Annotated in this window: 13 protein-coding genes and 3 pseudogenes; 8 read left to right on the plus strand and 8 right to left on the minus strand. The window is 64.4% G+C overall.

Annotated elements, in window-relative coordinates; genetic code table 11:
- Positions 1 to 44 precede the first annotated feature (44 nt).
- The gene (locus ON19_RS32165) at positions 45 to 890 is read right to left on the minus strand and encodes a hypothetical protein (protein WP_157229938.1); all 846 of its coding nucleotides are present in this window, start codon (positions 888 to 890) and stop codon (positions 45 to 47) included.
- Positions 891 to 1,063: 173 nt separating this feature from the next.
- Here ON19_RS32165 and ON19_RS32170 point away from each other — a divergent pair, with 173 nt between their 5' ends.
- Positions 1,064 to 1,261 (plus strand): hypothetical protein, encoded by a 198-nt coding sequence (locus ON19_RS32170; protein WP_043701432.1) that lies wholly within the window; start codon positions 1,064 to 1,066, stop codon positions 1,259 to 1,261.
- Between the two features lie 720 nt (positions 1,262 to 1,981).
- On the opposite strand, the gene ON19_RS32175 is transcribed toward ON19_RS32170, so the two are convergent.
- A complete protein-coding gene (locus tag ON19_RS32175) occupies positions 1,982 to 2,536 on the minus strand; it encodes a hypothetical protein (protein ID WP_157229939.1) in 555 nt (184 codons plus the stop codon).
- 1,148 nt (positions 2,537 to 3,684) lie between these two features.
- Here ON19_RS32175 and ON19_RS42415 point away from each other — a divergent pair.
- Positions 3,685 to 4,017: a hypothetical protein gene (locus tag ON19_RS42415; protein WP_157229940.1), complete on the plus strand. Its 333-nt coding sequence runs from the start codon at positions 3,685 to 3,687 to the stop codon at positions 4,015 to 4,017.
- A 4-nt stretch (positions 4,018 to 4,021) separates the two neighbouring features.
- Here the strand turns inward: ON19_RS42415 and ON19_RS32185 are convergent, their stop codons facing one another.
- From ON19_RS32185 to ON19_RS32210, 5 genes are all read right to left on the minus strand, one after another.
- A complete protein-coding gene (locus tag ON19_RS32185; protein WP_157229941.1) occupies positions 4,022 to 4,684 on the minus strand; it encodes a HEPN domain-containing protein in 663 nt (220 codons plus the stop codon).
- Positions 4,685 to 4,867: 183 nt separating this feature from the next.
- Complete coding sequence (locus tag ON19_RS32190) at positions 4,868 to 5,446, minus strand: hypothetical protein (RefSeq protein WP_043701440.1); 579 nt, start codon at positions 5,444 to 5,446, stop codon at positions 4,868 to 4,870.
- Positions 5,447 to 6,145: 699 nt separating this feature from the next.
- On the minus strand, positions 6,146 to 7,174 hold the full coding sequence (locus tag ON19_RS32195) for a hypothetical protein (RefSeq protein WP_043701442.1): 1,029 nt from the start codon (positions 7,172 to 7,174) through the stop codon (positions 6,146 to 6,148).
- A 397-nt stretch (positions 7,175 to 7,571) separates the two neighbouring features.
- Positions 7,572 to 9,806 (minus strand): DEAD/DEAH box helicase, encoded by a 2,235-nt coding sequence (locus tag ON19_RS32205; protein ID WP_043701447.1) that lies wholly within the window; start codon positions 9,804 to 9,806, stop codon positions 7,572 to 7,574.
- A gap of 175 nt (positions 9,807 to 9,981) precedes the next feature.
- Positions 9,982 to 10,317, minus strand: coding sequence for a DUF3761 domain-containing protein (locus tag ON19_RS32210; RefSeq protein ID WP_051169523.1), 336 nt, complete (start codon positions 10,315 to 10,317; stop codon positions 9,982 to 9,984).
- A 780-nt stretch (positions 10,318 to 11,097) separates the two neighbouring features.
- Here ON19_RS32210 and ON19_RS32215 point away from each other — a divergent pair.
- Positions 11,098 to 11,652: pseudogene (locus ON19_RS32215) on the plus strand (IS701 family transposase); the annotation flags it as partial.
- On the opposite strand, the gene ON19_RS40990 reads toward ON19_RS32215, so the two are convergent.
- The gene (locus ON19_RS40990) at positions 11,555 to 12,850 is read right to left on the minus strand and encodes a competence protein CoiA family protein (RefSeq protein WP_306307068.1); all 1,296 of its coding nucleotides are present in this window, start codon (positions 12,848 to 12,850) and stop codon (positions 11,555 to 11,557) included. The pseudogene ON19_RS32215 and the gene ON19_RS40990 sit on opposite strands and share 98 nt — an antisense overlap.
- Before the next feature lie 583 nt (positions 12,851 to 13,433).
- Here ON19_RS40990 and ON19_RS44880 point away from each other — a divergent pair.
- From ON19_RS44880 to ON19_RS32240, 5 genes and pseudogenes are all read left to right on the plus strand, one after another.
- A pseudogene (locus ON19_RS44880) lies at positions 13,434 to 13,532 on the plus strand (DUF2510 domain-containing protein); the annotation flags it as partial.
- 60 nt (positions 13,533 to 13,592) lie between these two features.
- Positions 13,593 to 14,831 (plus strand): SNIPE associated domain-containing protein, encoded by a 1,239-nt coding sequence (locus ON19_RS32225; RefSeq protein ID WP_043701470.1) that lies wholly within the window; start codon positions 13,593 to 13,595, stop codon positions 14,829 to 14,831.
- Positions 14,832 to 14,854: 23 nt separating this feature from the next.
- Positions 14,855 to 15,220, plus strand: a complete 366-nt coding sequence (locus ON19_RS43025; RefSeq protein WP_043701455.1) for an effector-associated constant component EACC1 — start codon at positions 14,855 to 14,857, stop codon at positions 15,218 to 15,220.
- Positions 15,217 to 16,545: a caspase, EACC1-associated type gene (locus tag ON19_RS32235; protein WP_043701456.1), complete on the plus strand. Its 1,329-nt coding sequence runs from the start codon at positions 15,217 to 15,219 to the stop codon at positions 16,543 to 16,545. The genes ON19_RS43025 and ON19_RS32235 overlap by 4 nt, the downstream gene beginning before the upstream one ends.
- 233 nt (positions 16,546 to 16,778) lie before the next feature.
- Positions 16,779 to 17,357 (plus strand): annotated as a pseudogene (locus tag ON19_RS32240) (IS256 family transposase); the annotation flags it as partial.
- Positions 17,358 to 17,382: the final 25 nt, after the last annotated feature.

The following is a 17,382-nucleotide window of genomic DNA, read 5'->3' on the forward strand; positions in this document are numbered from 1 at the left end:
GCACACCGCCCGGTGTGTGCGATACGGATCTGACTGCGAAGACCCTATCGGCAGATACCCGCGATAGGTCTCCTCCCAGATGTACCCACGACCACAACCGGCTCGTTACGTTGCTGCCAACGGCCGAGAACGATCTCGTCGAGTCCACCGCGGTCTAGATATCGATCCAGGTTGTCGAGCCACACGATCGACCGCACCGACACCTCGGCCATCAGGTCCTTGAGATCAGCCCGATCGCTCGGACGTACCAACCACCAGTCGGGCAATCGCCGTTGCAACCCTTCCCACGCACTGCGGGACTTACCGACCGACGACGAACCCACCATCAACACGAAGCCACCAGCCTCGGCAGCGCTGTCGAGGAACCGATCGACGTCCGCGTCGACGGCTCTGGGCACATAGGTCGGCAGCTGTCCGACAGCTCCGGGTACCTCGATCGGCCGATGCACACCGAGCAAGATCGGATCCCACTGCTGCACCGGACGGGCGCCGAGCGGCGGCCGCGCCACGCTCGCCGCAGCCCACAAATCCCGGATTCGCTCGATCCGGGGATTCCCACGCACCACCGGGGCCTCGCTGGCTACCTGGTGGAAGAACACCAAACCCGCGGCAACCGCGACCGTGCTGTGAATGCTCGCCGGCAACGTCGGCGCGGTGAGGACCTTGTGAATCGTGTCCACCGACGGCGTCGCCGACGGATCCGACTCCTCATCACCCTCGGCGAGTCTCTCGATCCGCGCCCGGATCTGTTCCATGGTCGGCTGCCCGACCGCACGGTGCAGTCCCTCCAACTCCGCCTTCAACTCGCGCAATGGTCCCGCGGCCAACACCGGATAGGCCACCGGGCGATGCCGCCGAACCGGCCGCCGAGCCACGTTATCCGCACTCATCCGGAAATCATCCCCCAACCATCCGACCTGATCGGTATCGACCTGCGTGAGCAGCCGATCGGCCCGGCAGCTCATCCGCACTGATTCTTCCCCTCCGGAGCTCCAAAAAGCTCTATATACAGCACATTTCAATCGAAGGATGTGCCCGGAGCATCCGAGAGGAGGAATGCCTCATGCAAGCCATCACCAAGATCGTCTACGCCGCCAGCGCCTGTGTCATCGCCTGGCTCGCGCTGTGCGCCCTGGTCATCGTGATGACCGGCGACGCCGCCGACGTCCACAACGTCGCCGTCTCTACCATCACGATCGTGGATCACGTCGCCGACGCGATCCGACAGTTGCTTCCCACCAGCAACGCGCCCGTCCTCTAGTCCGCCGAGACCACTGGGCCCTCGACCGCATCTGGTCGAGGGCCCAGTGGCGTGTCGGGGCGACAAGGCAGCGTGGGACTACCGCCGATGATTTGCGGGGCCAGCGGCCGTGCTCGCCAGGTACGGTCTTCGTGACCTGCGGCGTTGACGAAGTCACGCTTCATTTGGCCGGGTTCGATCTTGAACACCGCACGCTACGGTGCCGCCGACTGCTGTACGGGGATCATGGGCACACGCTGACCGATCGGGCCGGGCGAAGTGCAGCAGCGCTCGACTTGCGGGAACGAGCTGGCCAGCTAGGACACGCTGACGCTTACGTTCTCACCGAACCGATCACTGCACATCGTGCGTGCCGCCCCTCGTCCACCAGGTACATCGAGAGCCTCGTGAACACCGGGATGGGTGACGGCTTCGGGTCGGTGCTGGTCACGGCAGCACACCCGGAGCCAGCGCGAGAGCTGCGGTGACAGCGCAGGTGAGCGGGATCGTCACCACATACCGAGGACGACAGGATCGCGACACCAGCGGACAGGGTAGCCATGATCAGACCCGAGGCGGTGGCGGACTCGACGCGGCGACGCCTTCGCAGCGTTGATCCAGGTCTCAAAGGGCGGAGACTACCCGCATCGACGCTGGTCAAATTCGAGCAGGTCCAGACGAACAGGAGTGAGCGGGTTGTTCGTCGGAATGTAGTTCGACTGTGCCCTCGGAGAAAAGGTCTCACTCTGAAGGTTCTGAACTGTAGGGGAACCCTGGAGGAAGCCGGTTCAGCAGGTCGACTTCTTCGGCTTTGGCAGCGATTGCGTCGACACAGAACCAGTCGGATGCGGTCTTGAGGTGTCGGCGCCCCCAGTAGGTGGCGACCTCCTCCTTGTACGGAGGCAACGGCGTCGATTTGCCCGCATCGAGTAGGTGTTGCCGTACGGGGTCGAGCGGGAGGTCGGCGGCGTCACACGCCGCTTTTCCCTTCGACGTGGATTCCCCTGTCCTGTACAGCGTGATGGGGTCGGGAGCCGATCGCCCCAGTTCATCGCGTGCGTGAACGAGAAGACCGACGCCGAGACCGGGGTAGCGACGGGCATAGACGATGTTCACCGAGGCATAGGGCAGCCGGACGCCGGGCACGGGTGTATCGAATCGCATGGCTGTGACAATGCCGACCGCTGTGGAATCAGACGTATCAATTGCTACCCAGCCCCAGTACCAGCTGGATTGCTTGCCGCAGTACCTATGTGCGGCACGGAGTTTCAGGCTATCGGGAAAGTCGCTGGTCATCCTCACTAGTTTGCTGGCGCGATCGAGCACTCGCCGTGCGCCACGCCGTCGAGACAGCGAGCCTTCGCGGGGGGAGTGGGTCGGAACCGAGCCGAGTGTCGGCCATGCCAACCGATGCGCGCACCGGTACACCCGTGAAACCGGTGGGCCGGGCGGTTGTCCTGGCGGTGGAGTCTGCCCGGCGCCACCCATCTCGGCGCGAAGCCCCGAAGCGACGATCCCAAGCATGAGAACCGACCGCTGACGCACTTGGGCACGACGGCGATTCGCGTATCTGCGGCATCGTGTCACTGCGAACATCTCGACTATCTGCGAGGCGGCAGCGTAGGCCCGCAAGATTCTCCGTTCGGCCCAAGCCCTTGGCACGGACCACATCTACACCGAACCGGCACGAGGAGCCACTGGGTGTACCGCGCATCGACTGTGATCTCACCGATCGAACGCTGGACCGCACCATCGCGCGCGCGAGGCGGACACATGAACGAGGGTTGCGCGGTCGACACGTCCGGTGCCTGTTCTCTCGGGCCGACGCGCTCGGATTGGGGGAGATCGGCTACAGACCTGCGGCGGCAGTCCTCCTCGACGCTGCCAGAGCCGCTCGAGGGGGTGGTGACGCCGCCAGGGAGGGGCGGCGTGGTGAACTGCGATTTGACGCCGTCACCACTCGGACGCTAGTCGTGAGTCACGAATCGGCGCGAACGGTCCTGAAAGGGCATGTGACCAGCGAAGATGACCACGCGAGATATTGCTGACCTGGCGTTTCTGTGAAGTAGAGGATGGGGTTCGAGTCCCCTTAGCTCCACAGAAATAGCAGGTCAGGCCCAGTCTTAGACTGGGCCTGACCTGTTTTTCGGCCCTGGCCCCACGTAAACCCCCCGTTTTGGTTGTTGTTGATAGATGCAAGCCTGCAGACCACTCCGATCCGCCGCGACGGACGATGCGGCAGCAGTCGGCAGCGAGACCCTGTACAGGGTCGCACTAGTGATCGGCCTGCGCCCCCGATCGCTGGCGAAGAGGTTTGGCGCTACAGGCTGTGCCAAGCCCGCTGAGACCGCGTAGCTTGGGTGATGCGGGTGTAGATGTGCACGCCGGGCAGTCGCCGCCGTGTTACCCCACGCCACTGTGGTGCGGAAGGGGCGGTGCTCGCTGTGGATAGCCCATATGCGTTCGGCCAGGGCGTTGGGTGCAAACTGCGGGTCACCGTGCACGGACCGAGGCACCGGGGCTTGGCGGCGAGGTGCGAGCGCGGCGTCGCGCAGCGCCGTGAGGGCGCGGCGCGCTCGGGTTGGGAGTCGCCACTGATGGCGCCGGGGGATGACGAAGCTGTCCGATTCGGATGCTGCGACCAGGAGTTCAGGGCGTACGGCAGTGGCCTGGTCGCGGTGGTCGCGGATCTCGTCGTGATGGTCGGCGGCCCAGCCGATCAGGGATGCGACGATCTCGTGAAGGCCGCGCCGAAGTGGCGGCGCGCCGGCGCCTGACCCTCTACTTCTCTCTGGGGGGCAAGTGGTCAAGGATCTGCGAATCAATCTGTGTCACAAGCCGATTAATGAATTTGATCCACGCTTCGACGCCACCCTTGTGGAGGGGCCCTCGCGTCATGCCCTTGTGTACGATTTCGCCACGAATATTGTGGACGAACTCGTCAAGGTTGCCTCGCACTTTCTGGTTACTGGCGCCTCTCCACGAAACGTTGTGGAGGACATCCGGGAGACCAATCGCGAGGTCGAGTAGCTTCTCTGTGTTCGCGACGTTCGGAGTGTTGAGGCGGAGCGCCTCAAGCTCGACCGCGGCGCGGGCCTCGGATTGCCACCCGTCGCCAGCGAGCGCCCATGGATTCTTCACCTTGCCAAGTTCGGAGCGCAGCCGATGTGGCAGTTTCGCGTGGTCAGAACCGATTCGTCTCAAGAGTTCATTGAGCCCCTCGATCGCAGCCTGCTCGACGTAGTTCTCCCACGCTGTGTGCAGCAGCACGATCGCCGACCGGAGCAGTGGACCCGTGTCGCCCGCCGGTCGACCGGGCGATCCGCTCTGGGCCGGGTGCGCAACAAGCAGTTTCCGGACGTCGTCCATCAGCGATAGGTACGTCGCGACGTACGCATTCGAGAGAAATGTGAACGGCCTCAGATTCAATCCATGATCTCCCACGTCTCCATCGTGCCTTGGGCCGACCACCAGGCATGGAGCGGCGCCCGCACGGAGCCGTAGAGCGGTCAGGGCGAACCCTGCGGGGGCGGTTGCCGAATCGGCTGCGGACACTCGCCGGGCGCGGGGAGGTCCTTCGTGCTGTGAGCCCGGTAAGGGGCAGCGATCAGGTCGAGTCCGTCGCCGCTACTCGCTGGAGCGTTCCCGCGTCTCCTCGATCACCGCGTCTACACAGTGCTGCAGCACCATCATGTCGAGCGTGAAAACCTCATCTAGATCGACTTCCGCCGGGTTGTCGATCGTCGTGTACACCATGATGCCTGCCCAAAACCGTTTTATGGCCTTTAGTATCTCCACTGCCTCGACAAACAGATCGGTGTCGAGCCGCTCGTCCGGATCGACTATGTACTTGATGAGTTCGTGGGTGACGGCGTGCCGGTGGTTGTAGATATCGTTCAGCCGATCCGCCTGCGTCATGGTGATGGCTTCGGACTTGACCAGCCAGAGCAGCGAAGCCCGAAACTTGTTCTTCGGCGCCAGATCCAGCACGTTGCGCTGGTAGGCGTCCTCATTGATGATGCCGCGGCCGGAGTCATCCCAGCCCACGTTGTAAAATTCGCGAACCTCGTCAAGCACAACCAGTTTCAGCCGCTCATGGATCATCTGGAGCAGGCTGGCGAACATCAAGGCGAACCGGATGTTCTCTGGCTGCAGCTTGGCTTCGACTGCCCGCTTGTATCCCTCCGGATCGTCGGCATATCCCACTGCATCAGTGTGTCGAAGCTGGCGGTGTTCGGCATCAGAATTTCGGTGGCGGTTATAGCCACCGAAACCCTCTGGCTAGCTGCGTGTTCGCGCCCGGCACGTCTTCACCACATCCTCCCGGATCCGGCCCCTGGACGCGGTGTAGCCATCCTCACGCGCCGACGTAGCCGAATGGCCCGCGACCCGTACGGAGGCCAGATGGTCCGGTGTCACGAGGGCGGGGGTCGAGTCTCGCCATGCAGAAAGATCCCAACGACTCGCGGTGGCGGCGGAGAGGTGACGATGCCGGCCAGGCGGAGCTTCTCAGGAGAAGAACCTTGCCTGATGAAGACCCTGGTCTCCGTGCCTCCACCGCCGATCGGAGCGTTCCGTTGACTGGGTGAGCCCCGCGTCGCAGGTTGGTGCCCTCGGCGGGGCGTGTCGAACATGGGGACGGGGATGGCCTGCGATTTTCTGGTAGCCAGTCGGTGATCCAGGCAGAAATCCGCTATTAACGGGCGATGCTGGCGTCTCTGCGCTCTGGTTGCCAACCGGCGATCTCGAGGAGGACGGTGGGGGAGATGCACACGGACCTCGTTCGCATACCTGAACGCGTAATCCGGCGCGCCGCCCAGGAAATCGATCACTTCTTCGGAGTGAGCCCGCCAGAGAAGAGGGGCCTCCAAGGCGACGACCGATCTCCTCAGACCTTCGGATTGGTCAGAAGGGCGGCTCGTCACCTTTGACCGCCCACGGATTCGCAAGCGTCGGTGGCAGTGCACCAGCGGGCAGCGGCAGGCTGGCGACGACGTAGAGGTTCAGGATGTCGTCGCGGTCCATGAACATGATCTGGCTGCGTTTGGTCGCGTCGAGTGCGTTGCCGAGCCAGTTGCGGGCCGCTTTCGTGATCTCTCCTCCAGCCACGATGAATGCGTGGTCGACTAGGACTCGCCGGTTGGTCTCCGGATCGAAGATCTCGTGCGCCAGCATCATGAGGGCTTGGTGGTAGATCTCTGCCATGTTGGCGTTGCTGGCCTTGGTGACGCCCGAGGCGTCGAGCTTGCCCTTCTTCGCCTGGATGCCGAAGTAGAGGGTGTGCTGGGTGGGTAGCGTGTAGCGCATCCAGACGTCCTTGCCGTACTCCAGCGCCTTGTCCTTGTGGCCCGCGGCCGTGATCCGGTGGTACCCGAGCTGACGGAACAGCGGCAGAAGCACCTCCTCGATGAGGTCGTCCTCTCTGCAGTTGTCGAGGTAGGTAGCCAGGAGCTGCCGTCGCTCCTGTTCAGCCTTGCTGAACGGTCGGTGCGGGTTAGCAGCGAGCACCGTGACGGTCTGGGTGCCTACGTGGCGCAGGTAGCAGTGCTTGTCCTCGCCGTAGAACGCCTCGAAGCCCTCGCGGCCGAGGACCTCGTTGAGCTGCGCCAGTGCACGGGGACGATCCGGTCCTTCGTTGTGCCGCTCAGCCGGGCTCATGAGCTGGTCGATGAGGCGACAGAAGATCTCGGGTGGGCGGGTAGGACCGTCGTGAGGCTCGGCAAGCATCTCCTCCAGAACGTCCGCAACCCAGCGGTGGCGTGTGGAGCCGTCGTGCTCGTAATCCGTGTCCAGCTCACGAAAGAACTCAGTGATGTACATGCTGGAGCGATATTGAAAGTACTTCGCCTCCTCTTCGTTCTCAGCGTCATCGCGGCCGACGTTACCGACCACCAGGTCAGCCAGTGCTTCGAGATTTCGGCGCTTGAACTTCACCCGGTTATTCTCGCAAGCCGCACCGACAAAGCCGTGCTACCGCTTCACGCTCCATCACTCGCTCGGCCGGATCCGGTTCTGAGTCAGCCGGTCGATTACCTGGCTAGGGAGACAACCGTTCTCCGTCATGACGGCCCGGACATGCTTGCGCAAAGCCGCCTCAGACGGGATGCCGCTGGCACTCGTGAGCAGATCACTCCAGACGGTTGAGATGTCTCCAGCGATCTGTTGGACGACCTCTGTCGACGTCAGGTAGACGTTCGCGTTGGCCGCCGGCGCATGTCGGGGGTCGACCGTCAGCCGATCCGACACGATGACCGCCGGACTCCCCGCAGGCGGGTGATCCAGGCCGCGATCTCCGGCCAGCTGGTCGAGCTGGGTGTTGGCCTGCCGGATGTCATGGAGCGGCAGGAGCCCATCGGGATGCTGCTCCTGATTTCGCTTCCACGGTCATCCACATCGCCGTGCCCCACTCCCACGCGGAGTCACACCGACCGTTACCCGGCGGCTTGGATGCCTCTGCCCCTAGGTACGTCCCGAGCCTCGTCAGCGCACCTTCGTAGGCTGTCGCCTCATTCTGGGCCAGCGCAAGGCGCATCTCTTTCAGTTCGTCGGTGATGCGGTTCGGCCGGAATTTCCCCCGCAGCCGTGCCGCGATGGCGTTGACGGCGACGACATCCATCGGTACGAGCGGAACCTCTTCCTCGCCCGGCAACTCGCGCATCTCCTGGAGCCAAGTCCCACGATTCGCGGCCTTCGCCGCGTCACGGACGAGCTGGCGCGACCGTCCTCGCTGCGCTTCATCCTGCGCCCCGAGGTGAAGCCACACGGCCGAGATGTAGAGCAGCAGGCTACGGTAGCCGCGCGTGGCGTCGCCGCCTGTGCCGACCTTGCGCGCGGTCTCCTGCATCTTCTCGCTTGCACCGAGCCAGTCAGCACGGAAGGCGAGCTGCCACGCCTCGACTTCGAGCGCCGCTGACTCTCCGAGGGCATCCCAGCCCGACGGTTCGACCTTGATCGCGTCCTGGCGAAATTCGGCCACCATGGGCTCGCCCTGTTCCCGCCAGTCCGCGTCGTGTTCAAGGAATACCTTGATGTTGTCGATGATGTCTTCGGGGTCGGCACCCCGGCTGTTCTCCCAGCCGAACTCGACCTCAGCCTGCAGCTCGGGCTCCAGCGCTTCCCGGTTGTCCGGTCGTGAGAAGTACCGAGTGATGTCTGATCCCAGAACGACAACCACGGCGTAGTCATTCGGCCCCCGAGTGGCTCGACCCGCCCCCTGCACGATGCGCGTGCGCAGCCGCTCGGCAAGCGCCACATTCGCCTCGGCGCGTTCGCTGAGGAACTTCTCCTGCAGACCCACGGCGTCCGGCTTGCCACCGAGCACCACGACGCGACACGCCTTGCCTGGCAGGTCGAGCCCGTCGTAGCGGTTCGCGAGCCCCAGGACGCCAGTTGGCGCCTTGGCGAAGGCCTCCAGACCGTGTTCGACGTCGTCGCGGCCCATGACCGGAACATCCTTGCCCGCGAGCTGCCGAGCTGCAGCTTCGGCGTTGGCAACTGTCTCCTGACTGAGCACCAGCGCCTTGTCGGTGATCCCGATGATGCGCTGAGTCAGCGCCACGCTGTCGCCGCCCTTGGCCAGGTCCGGGAACACGAAGAGGCGCCGACCGGAGCGCGGCGGTGTCTTCGTCGGCAGCGGCATGCGGGTGATCTCGGAGCGACCGAACGCCCGCTCCAGTCCACCGCCGGAGCCGAGGGTCGCCGACAGGTAGACCCGCTGACCCGCTCGCGAGAACACCTTGTTCTCGAAGGTCGGCGGGATCATAGGGCGAATCTGGATGCCGCCGTACGAGAGGTAGACGCAGCACGACATTAGACCGCCACGGATCATGGCGAACTGGAACTTGTACGGCTCGGGCAGCTTAAGAAGGGCGCCGTCGAGTTTGGCGAGCGCTTGCTCATCGACAGCAGGGAGTATCAGGCGCACCTGATGATGGGCACCCGGATCTGGTTGTCCCTGGAGCCGCTGGAGCAGCAGGCCGGACAGGAATGGCTTCAACGCCTCCAGGACGGAAAGGTAAGCCTCGGTGGCCTCGTAGCGTCGGATGGTGACGCCGTACTCCTCACCCACGAACTGCTCACCAGCGTGGGCGTCGTCAAGGATGATGAGGCGCGGCTCGGGCAGCTTCGGGCTGCTATTGAAGATTGCGCTGTACGTTACGAGCCCGATCGCCTCGCCACCCTCGACAGCGCTCTGCTCGGCGACGTTCCAGTTCCGGGCCGACCCGATGAGTAGCTGACTCGGTACGCCCTCACGCTGAGCGGTGGCAAATACCTGGCGGGCCAGCTGCTTGGTCGGCGTGGCATAGATGACCGGGCCTTCGTTTTTGCGGCGAATCCATTCGCCGATCAGGAGGCCGGGGATGGTCTTACCTGACCCAGTCGGCAGCTCCAGCGCTAGATCGGGAGACTTCTGGTAATGCTCGGCGTAGGCGCGGATGACATCGCCCTGATGCAGCCACAGTCCGTCCACCGCCTCTGTAGTGCGTGGAAGTGTGCCGCTGAGATACATCTCCTCGGGCGACTCGAACTGCTGTTGAGCCTTCTTGGTCCTGCCGACAAACGCCATTGTCAGGTTTCTCTTCTCCGGTGGGCAGCTCGCTCGGTCGAGTGCTGGCTGTGGCGCTCAAGCTCCCGCCAGTTGGGCACGAGGGCAGACAGGGCCTCGGCCATGGTCAGGGCGATCCGGTCGATTTCGTCGTGGCCAGATTCAGACGAGAAAGGAAGTGAGGCACTGCCGGTGGTTACGGCAGGTCAACCAGCCAGCGGGCGACGCCGCCGTGGTGCGAGCAGGTGCCTGTGCGATGTCGGCTGAAGCTGTAGGTGCCGTCCTTGCATTGGGCGGTTGCCCCGTCGGGGGCGGCGGGAGCCTGCTCCGGGCGCGGGACGCAGACACGATCGACGTTTTCGTATTCACCTGCGCCGCAGGCAATCAGGGCCGGAGCGGCGGCGGCTTGCGGGGCCAAGGCCGAAGCCAGACCCACGGCGACGGCGAACAACCAGGTCGTGAGTACGGCTCGACGGGCCGGCGGTCTGCGCGTTCCAGTATGACCGCTGACGCGGTCCGCGGCGCTGCTCATTTGTCAGACTCCCCTGCAAACAGTTCGACACTGGACCGGAGAAGGCTCCAGCACAGGAGCTGAAACTAGCGCAGAACTGATCTCGGTTGTCCGAATTCCGCTTCGATTGGGGGAATGTAGGTAAGAAACGGACCGGTATCGGACCTACTGGGGTCCCAGTCCGGACTCGAACGCAGTCAGCGAGTTCCGGGGCCGCCAGCTGTGTCAGAACAGTCCACTGCCGGATGCCGATGTTCTGGACTGACCCAGCCGCCAAACGAGGGTTACATCGTGTTGGGCGGAGATTTCCGTTGCCGTGGGTGCTGGTGATGGCGGCTGGACGGGTCGGTGAAACCCGGCGTCGAGCGCAGCCCATGGATCGGAGTCGTCACCGGCCTGAGCCGCCACCGCTCGCGGTGGCGGGTACGGCTGCTGGACGCCGATCATCTTCAGGACGCTGTGCCGGCCCGGGACAGGGCCGCGACCTGCCAGTCGCTCGATCCTGGTCGTGCAGCCACTGCCTACTGGCCTCGGGGATGTCGACGCTGAGTTCGCACATGCCGTCGGCAGCGGACTGCAATGCGCTCAACGCCTCGATAGCCGCGTCGTCTGAGAGGTGGTTGCGGACAGTAGCAGAACGCAATGTCGCGGTTCTCGGCGGCTCACGTTGCTCCGGCCGAACGTGCTGATCTCGGGCGGCTCAGGGCCCGCAGAATCGAGGAGACCGTACTGTGCGCGGTAAGTGGTTTCCGGTTGTGCGCCCTAGTACTGCAACGGCAGTCGGTCCGGTAGCTTGCTGGTGTGGTGGTGGATGTTGTTGCAGTGGAGCTGGATTCGCTGCACGAGAGGATCGGTGGCCGGTTCACGCGGTCGGAGCCGCGGGGACGGGCGCGGGAGTATGTGACCGGTCTGGTGGCGGGGCTCAAGCGTAAGAACGGGTGGACGCTGGCCGAGCGGGCTGGTGAGGTGAGCCCGGATGGGATGCAACGGTTGTTGCGGTGGGCGGACTGGGACATCGACGGGGTCCGCGACGACGTGCGCTCGTATGTGGCCGAGCGGCTCGGTGAGAAGGATGCGGTGCTGATCGCCGATGACACCGGGTTCCTGAAGAAGGGCTTGCATTCGGCGGGGGTGCAACGCCAGTATTCCGGCACCGCGGGGCGCACGGAGAACTGCCAGATCGGAGTGTTCCTGGCGTATGCCTCCCGCCACGGCCACGCCCTGGTGGACCGGGAGTTGTATCTGCCGGAGTCCTGGACTACCGACCGCGACCGCTGCCGCGCCGCCGGCATCCCCGACGAGGTCGGGTTCGCGACCAAGCCGCGTCTGGTGATGGCCATGCTGGAGCGGGCGCTGGCAGATAACCCACACCACCGACACCGATACCGGGTTCGACCGGCGCCGCGGCTTCGGTAGCCCGATGCCGTTGCGGGCACCGCGCGACGGCATCGGGGCCCAGAGTTGGTGGGATCAGCGCAGCGCAGCGCGTACAGCGCACTGTGCGCGGCTTGGTCGGCGGCAGGGGCAGGTTGGGGGCGTCGCGGTAATCGATGTCGTGTCCGGCCGCCATCACAGCGTTTTGAAGTGCGAGCCAGTCGAGCTGGGCCTGCGCAGCGGAATTGACGGATTCCCTTGCAGAGGAGAGTTTCTCCTCGACGTTCCGCGTCCTCATCTTCGTCGTGCTGGTCGCAATCTCAAATGTGTTGGACCACTGACGAATCCGTGCGATTTCGGGCGTGGCGGTGAGGCTGCGTCGCCGCTCCTGCTCGGCCGCCGCGGCCAATCGTGTTTGCAGGCTGACCGGTACTTGCACGCCGGCCGGGGTCAACGCGACGTCATGCAGCGCAAACCGGTAGGGCCGCAGATCATCGCCGATACACGGCGGCAGATGCTCGACACGGTCGACCACAGCGGACCCGGCTGACGGGTGCGGGCGCGTGTGCGGTGCACCGACCAGCAACGTAATTGCCGGTTCCCAGGGATCGAACAGCCACATCTGCTGCGGATGGTCGGTGTCGGCGAGGACGACCCACGGGAGAGGACTGTCCGGGTGCCACAGCCATGCATCGACGACGCCGCTGTCTACATAGTCGCGGTGGCGGCGGCTCCAATCCGCATCGGTCACAGGCGAACGTTGCGCCTCGAGCACGACTCGGTTGCCGTCGGCGAACACCACCTGCACATCGCATCGCCGCTCATGGTTGGGCAGCCATACCTCGGTGCGGACGTCGATGACGCCCGGCTGGGTTCGCGACCACTCCGCCAGAACGGTCTTGCTGACCAGATGCCACACCGATTCCGGATCGTGCGCACCGCCCACGGGCCCACGAACCGCCGGATGCGCGAAGTGCGGTCGGCGCATACCGCCGACCCGGCCTTTCACCACCACCGGCACCACAGTGCCCGGCGGTGCGCCGACTCCCGCGTAACACAGCGCGCACACTAGTGTTCGATCACCGGTGTAGCCATGGGTCCATAGATCCTCGAGGCGAGGATCTTCGGGATCGGTTGGCGCGCAGACATACTGATCGCTCAGCGTGTCCAGCGCCACCATCAGATTGTTGGAGGTACCCACCTCGATAACACCCTTCGTGGAATAGGCGACCGCCTCCAGCAGCACAACACTGCGGGAAGCCCTTGCGGGGCCGCGCTATTCGACTCAGGATGCGTTAGGGGGTCCGGCTCGAAGATCAGTACAGGAGAGCTCGTCGCTCTAGAAAATTTTCAGTTACATTGAGCGCCGGAAAGTTTCAGGATTCACGTTATGGCTACATGCGACCCACACCGATACTACGGCGGTCTGAGATGTATGTCGACCGGTCGACTCGACTGCCCAGAGAGGGCGGCCCACACCAGCGCGTGACTTCGCGCTCCGGCCCCAAGGCCAGGTGAGGTCTCGACAACCGACCCGGCCCGGCAATACCCTCTCTCGCGGAGGCGTGCCGCGCGGCGAGGGGTTCGAAGTCGTCGGCGCGAAGCCATAGAACGATCCGCGTCGCCCGCCAGCGCCGTGGTGTCGAACGCCACGACCCCGTAGGACGACCGCACTGAGAACGCCCGCAATCGTGCGTTTGGGTCGTGCGGCGCGGGTCGCTGATGGCATTCTCGAAGGGGCGACTGCAGTGAGGGGGAAGATCATGAGTTCCGCGCCCGCGAATTGGTATCCAGACCCGCAGAATCTAGGCTTTCTCAGATACTGGAACGGCGTGGACTGGACCGGCGACCCGGTACCCGTCCCAGCGGCAGACGTTGCTGCCCAGCCCCCGCGGGGCGTGGCCCCAGTTGCGAAGGTGCCGATGTTCGGCACTCGAGCCTATGCGAAGCGCCAATCTCAGGATCTGGCCGATGCCTTGGCCGAGATACAACGGCTGCGAGCCGAGTTGGCCAGCGTGGGTGGCCTCGAGGTCGCCGAGCTTCAGCGCTACCGTGAGCAACTCGCCGCGCAGATCACCGCGGAGCAGGCGCGCCTGGACAGTGTGCGCAGGCAGGTGATCAACACCCAAGAGGAACAGATACTCCAGGAGATCGGTATCTACCGATACCGTCATCCACTGTCGGACGTGGTCGCCTACCGCGCCGAGCTCGATCAGCTGCAAGGCGAAATCAAGTCCGCCGCGGCGCGTGACGGCGGCGCGATCGAAACCGCGCAGAGCTGGGAGGTCAACGGCTCTGCTGCCCAGGGCCGCAAGCTGATGCGCGAGTATTCGAAGCTGATGCTGCGCGCCTACAACACCGAGGCAGACAACCTCGTCCGGAGTCTGAAACCGTACAAGGTCGACACCGCGCTGGAACGCCTCGACCGGTTGGCGACCACCATCGAACGACTCGGCGAGACCATGCAGTTGCGCATCACACCGTGGTATCACCAGCTCCGGCGCCGCGAACTGGAATTGACTGCCGACTACCTGGAGAAGCTCGCCCGCCAGAAAGAGGCCGAACGCGACGAACGCGACCGCCTGCGCGAGGAACGCAAGGCGCAGCAGGAGATCGAACGCGAGCAACAGAAACTTGAGAAACAGCATCAGCAGTACATGTCCGCCCTCGCAGCGCTCGAAGCCGCCGGCGACACCAACTCCGCCAAGGGACGCGATCTGCAAGACAAGCTCGCAGACCTGGAACAGAAGAGAACCGCCCTCGCAGACCGAGCGGGCAATCTGCGCACCGGTCACGTGTACGTCATCTCCAACATCGGCGCGTTCGGCGAGAACATGGTCCAGATCGGCATGACCCGCCGGCTCGACCCGTACGACCGCATCAGCGATCTGAGCAACTCGTCGGTGCCGTTCAAGTACGACGTGCACGCCATGCACTTCGACCGCGATGCCGCCGGTATCGAAGAAGAACTGCATCGCCGCCTGAAACACAGGCGCGTCAACCTTGTCAACTCCCGCCGCGAATTCTTCCGCGCCACTCCCGCCGAGGTGCGCGAACACCTGCAGGAACTCGCCGGAGAACTGCTGGTGTTCACCGAGTTCGCCGAGGCCGAGGACTACCGCCGGAGCCGCGAGGCGTCGCGGCACACGAACCAGCACTGAATCACGAGACAAGGATGCATGGCATGCCAGAACACCAAGACCAGTTGATCATCCGCACCGACGGCAGCACCGACGAGCTGTTCGGTCTGCTTGAGTGGTTCAACGACGACGACGAACTGCGCGGGCGGGTCAGCATGCCGACGACGCCCATTCGACCCGGCCAGATGGGCGACCTGGCCGAGGTGCTCGTCGTCGCTCTCGGTGCACAAGGAATCGCGTCCGCACTGATCCAGTCACTGACCACATGGTTCACCCACCGGCGCTCCGACATCGCAGTCACCCTCACCCTCGACCACACCGAACTCACCCTCGACGCCAAACGCGTCAAAACCTCCGAAATCACCCAGACACTGCAAACACTGCTCGACCAGGCAAACAAACCCCAGTGACCCCCGCGCCGAACCGCACCGGCTGGCGCGCCGCCCTGATCGGGGTGAGCCGATACACCCACCCCGCAATCATCGATATCCCCGCCGCCGCCAACAACATCCACGACCTCACCCGACTGCTCACCGCACCCACCGGTGCAACACTGCCTACCGAGCACTGCACCGCCCTGGTCGATCCCGACACACCTACGCAGGTCGGTGAACTCATCGCGCACGCCGCCGACCACGCCGACGAGGTGCTGCTGGTGTACTACGCCGGACACGGCCTGCTGGACCGGCGCGGACGGCTGCACCTGAGCTTGACCGGCAGCGACCGCGAACACCCCGAATGGAGCTCGATACCGTTCGCCACGGTGCGCGACGAACTCACCACCGCCCGCGCCCGCGCCCGCATCCTGATCCTCGACTGCTGCTTTTCCGGACGAGCCTTCGAAGCAATGAGCGCACCCGACACCGTCGTCGACGGCCAAATCGACATCAACGGCACCTACATCATCGCTTCCTCCCCTCGCAACGAAACCTCCGTCGCGCCCGAGGGCCAGCGCCACACCGCGTTCACCGGCGCCCTGCTCACCGCCGCCACCAGCAGCACCGGACTCACACTCGACCAGCTCTACGGCAACATCGACCAAATCCTGCACCGCAACGGCCATCCCCGCCCCGTGCGGCGAAGCGTCAACATCACCGGCAACCTGCGCCTGTTCACCCCACCCCGCCACCGGCCCACACCCGACAACGCCGTGACCCCGCTGCTCATCGACCCGCTCGCCACCCCGGACAGCACCACCGAGCAGATCTTCGCCGACGGCCAGCGTGCCGCCGAACAAGGCGACCTCACCGAAGCCGAAAAAACCTGGCACACTGCAGCATCGCAGGGACACCCCGGCGCGATGAACAACCTCGCCCACCTGCTGCACAGCCAGCGAAAACTCCGCGCGGCACACCCCCTCTACCTCGAAGCCGCCCACCGTGGCAACACCATCGCCATGAGCAACCTCGCGGATCTGCTGCACCGAGCCCACGAAGACACCGAGGCAGAGTACTGGTGGCAACGTGCCGCCGAAGCCGGCGACACCGACGCCATGTACAACCTCGCCCTCATGCTCGACAAAACCCGCCGCTACGACGAAGCCCTCACCTGGTATCGACACGCCGCCGAAGCCGGCCACACCAACGCCATGCACAACCTAGCCATCCGCCTGCGCTACCGCGGCCAACTCACCGAAGCCACCACCTGGTGGCACAGCGCCGGCCACAAACGACAACAACGCACCACCGAAAAACTCCGCGGCCCCACCCCCCACAGGCAATCACCCTGCACATGACGTCGCGGCGCGACTGAACCGTCGGGTTTGGGGCCACCGCCAAGACTTGGCAAATTTGGCATGTGCGTTCAGCAAGGGCTGCGCCGGAAATGCATTTGTCCGGATTGCAACCCGTTCGGCAAGCTCGCCAAATCGCTGTCAAAGAGGTACCCGTACCGCTTCCGGTGTCGGGACTGTGGATCTAACGGTGTTTGCGGCCTGACGCGCTGAACGAAGTTCAGCGGGAAGGTGCCGTGATGACGACACTTGATGCCGTGGCGAGGAAGAAGGCCCAGGCTTCCGCCGAGGAGCTGGCAGCGGCGGAGCTGGTGCGGATGGCCAAGGAACAGGGCTTGTCCCTGACCGGGCCGAACGGGCTGCTCAAACAGTTCACCAAGACCGTCCTCGAGACGGCGTTGAACGAGGAGATGACCGAACACCTAGGGTTCGAACCGAACCAGGCGCCAGCCGAGCGGGACTCGGCGAACGTGCGCAACGGCACCAGGACGAAGACGGTGCTGACCGAGACGACCGGGCCGGTGCCGATCGAGGTGCCCCGTGACCGCGATGGCAGTTTCGAACCCCAGATCGTCAAGAAGCGCCAGCGCCGGTTGACCGGGGTCGATGAGATCGTGCTGTCGCTGTATGCCAAAGGCCTTACCACCGGGGAGATCTCGAGGCATTTCGCCGAGATCTACGGCGCGTCGGTATCGAAGGAGACCATCTCTCGTATCACCGACAAAGTGATCGCCGAGATGCAGGAATGGGCCAGCCGGCCGCTGGATGAGGTCTATGTGGCCGTCTTCATCGATGCGATCGTGGTGAAGGTCCGGGCTCTGTCGCACTCTTCGTGATGCC

The organism is Nocardia abscessus NBRC 100374, from assembly GCF_000308455.1.
Lineage (GTDB): Bacteria > Actinomycetota > Actinomycetes > Mycobacteriales > Mycobacteriaceae > Nocardia > Nocardia abscessus.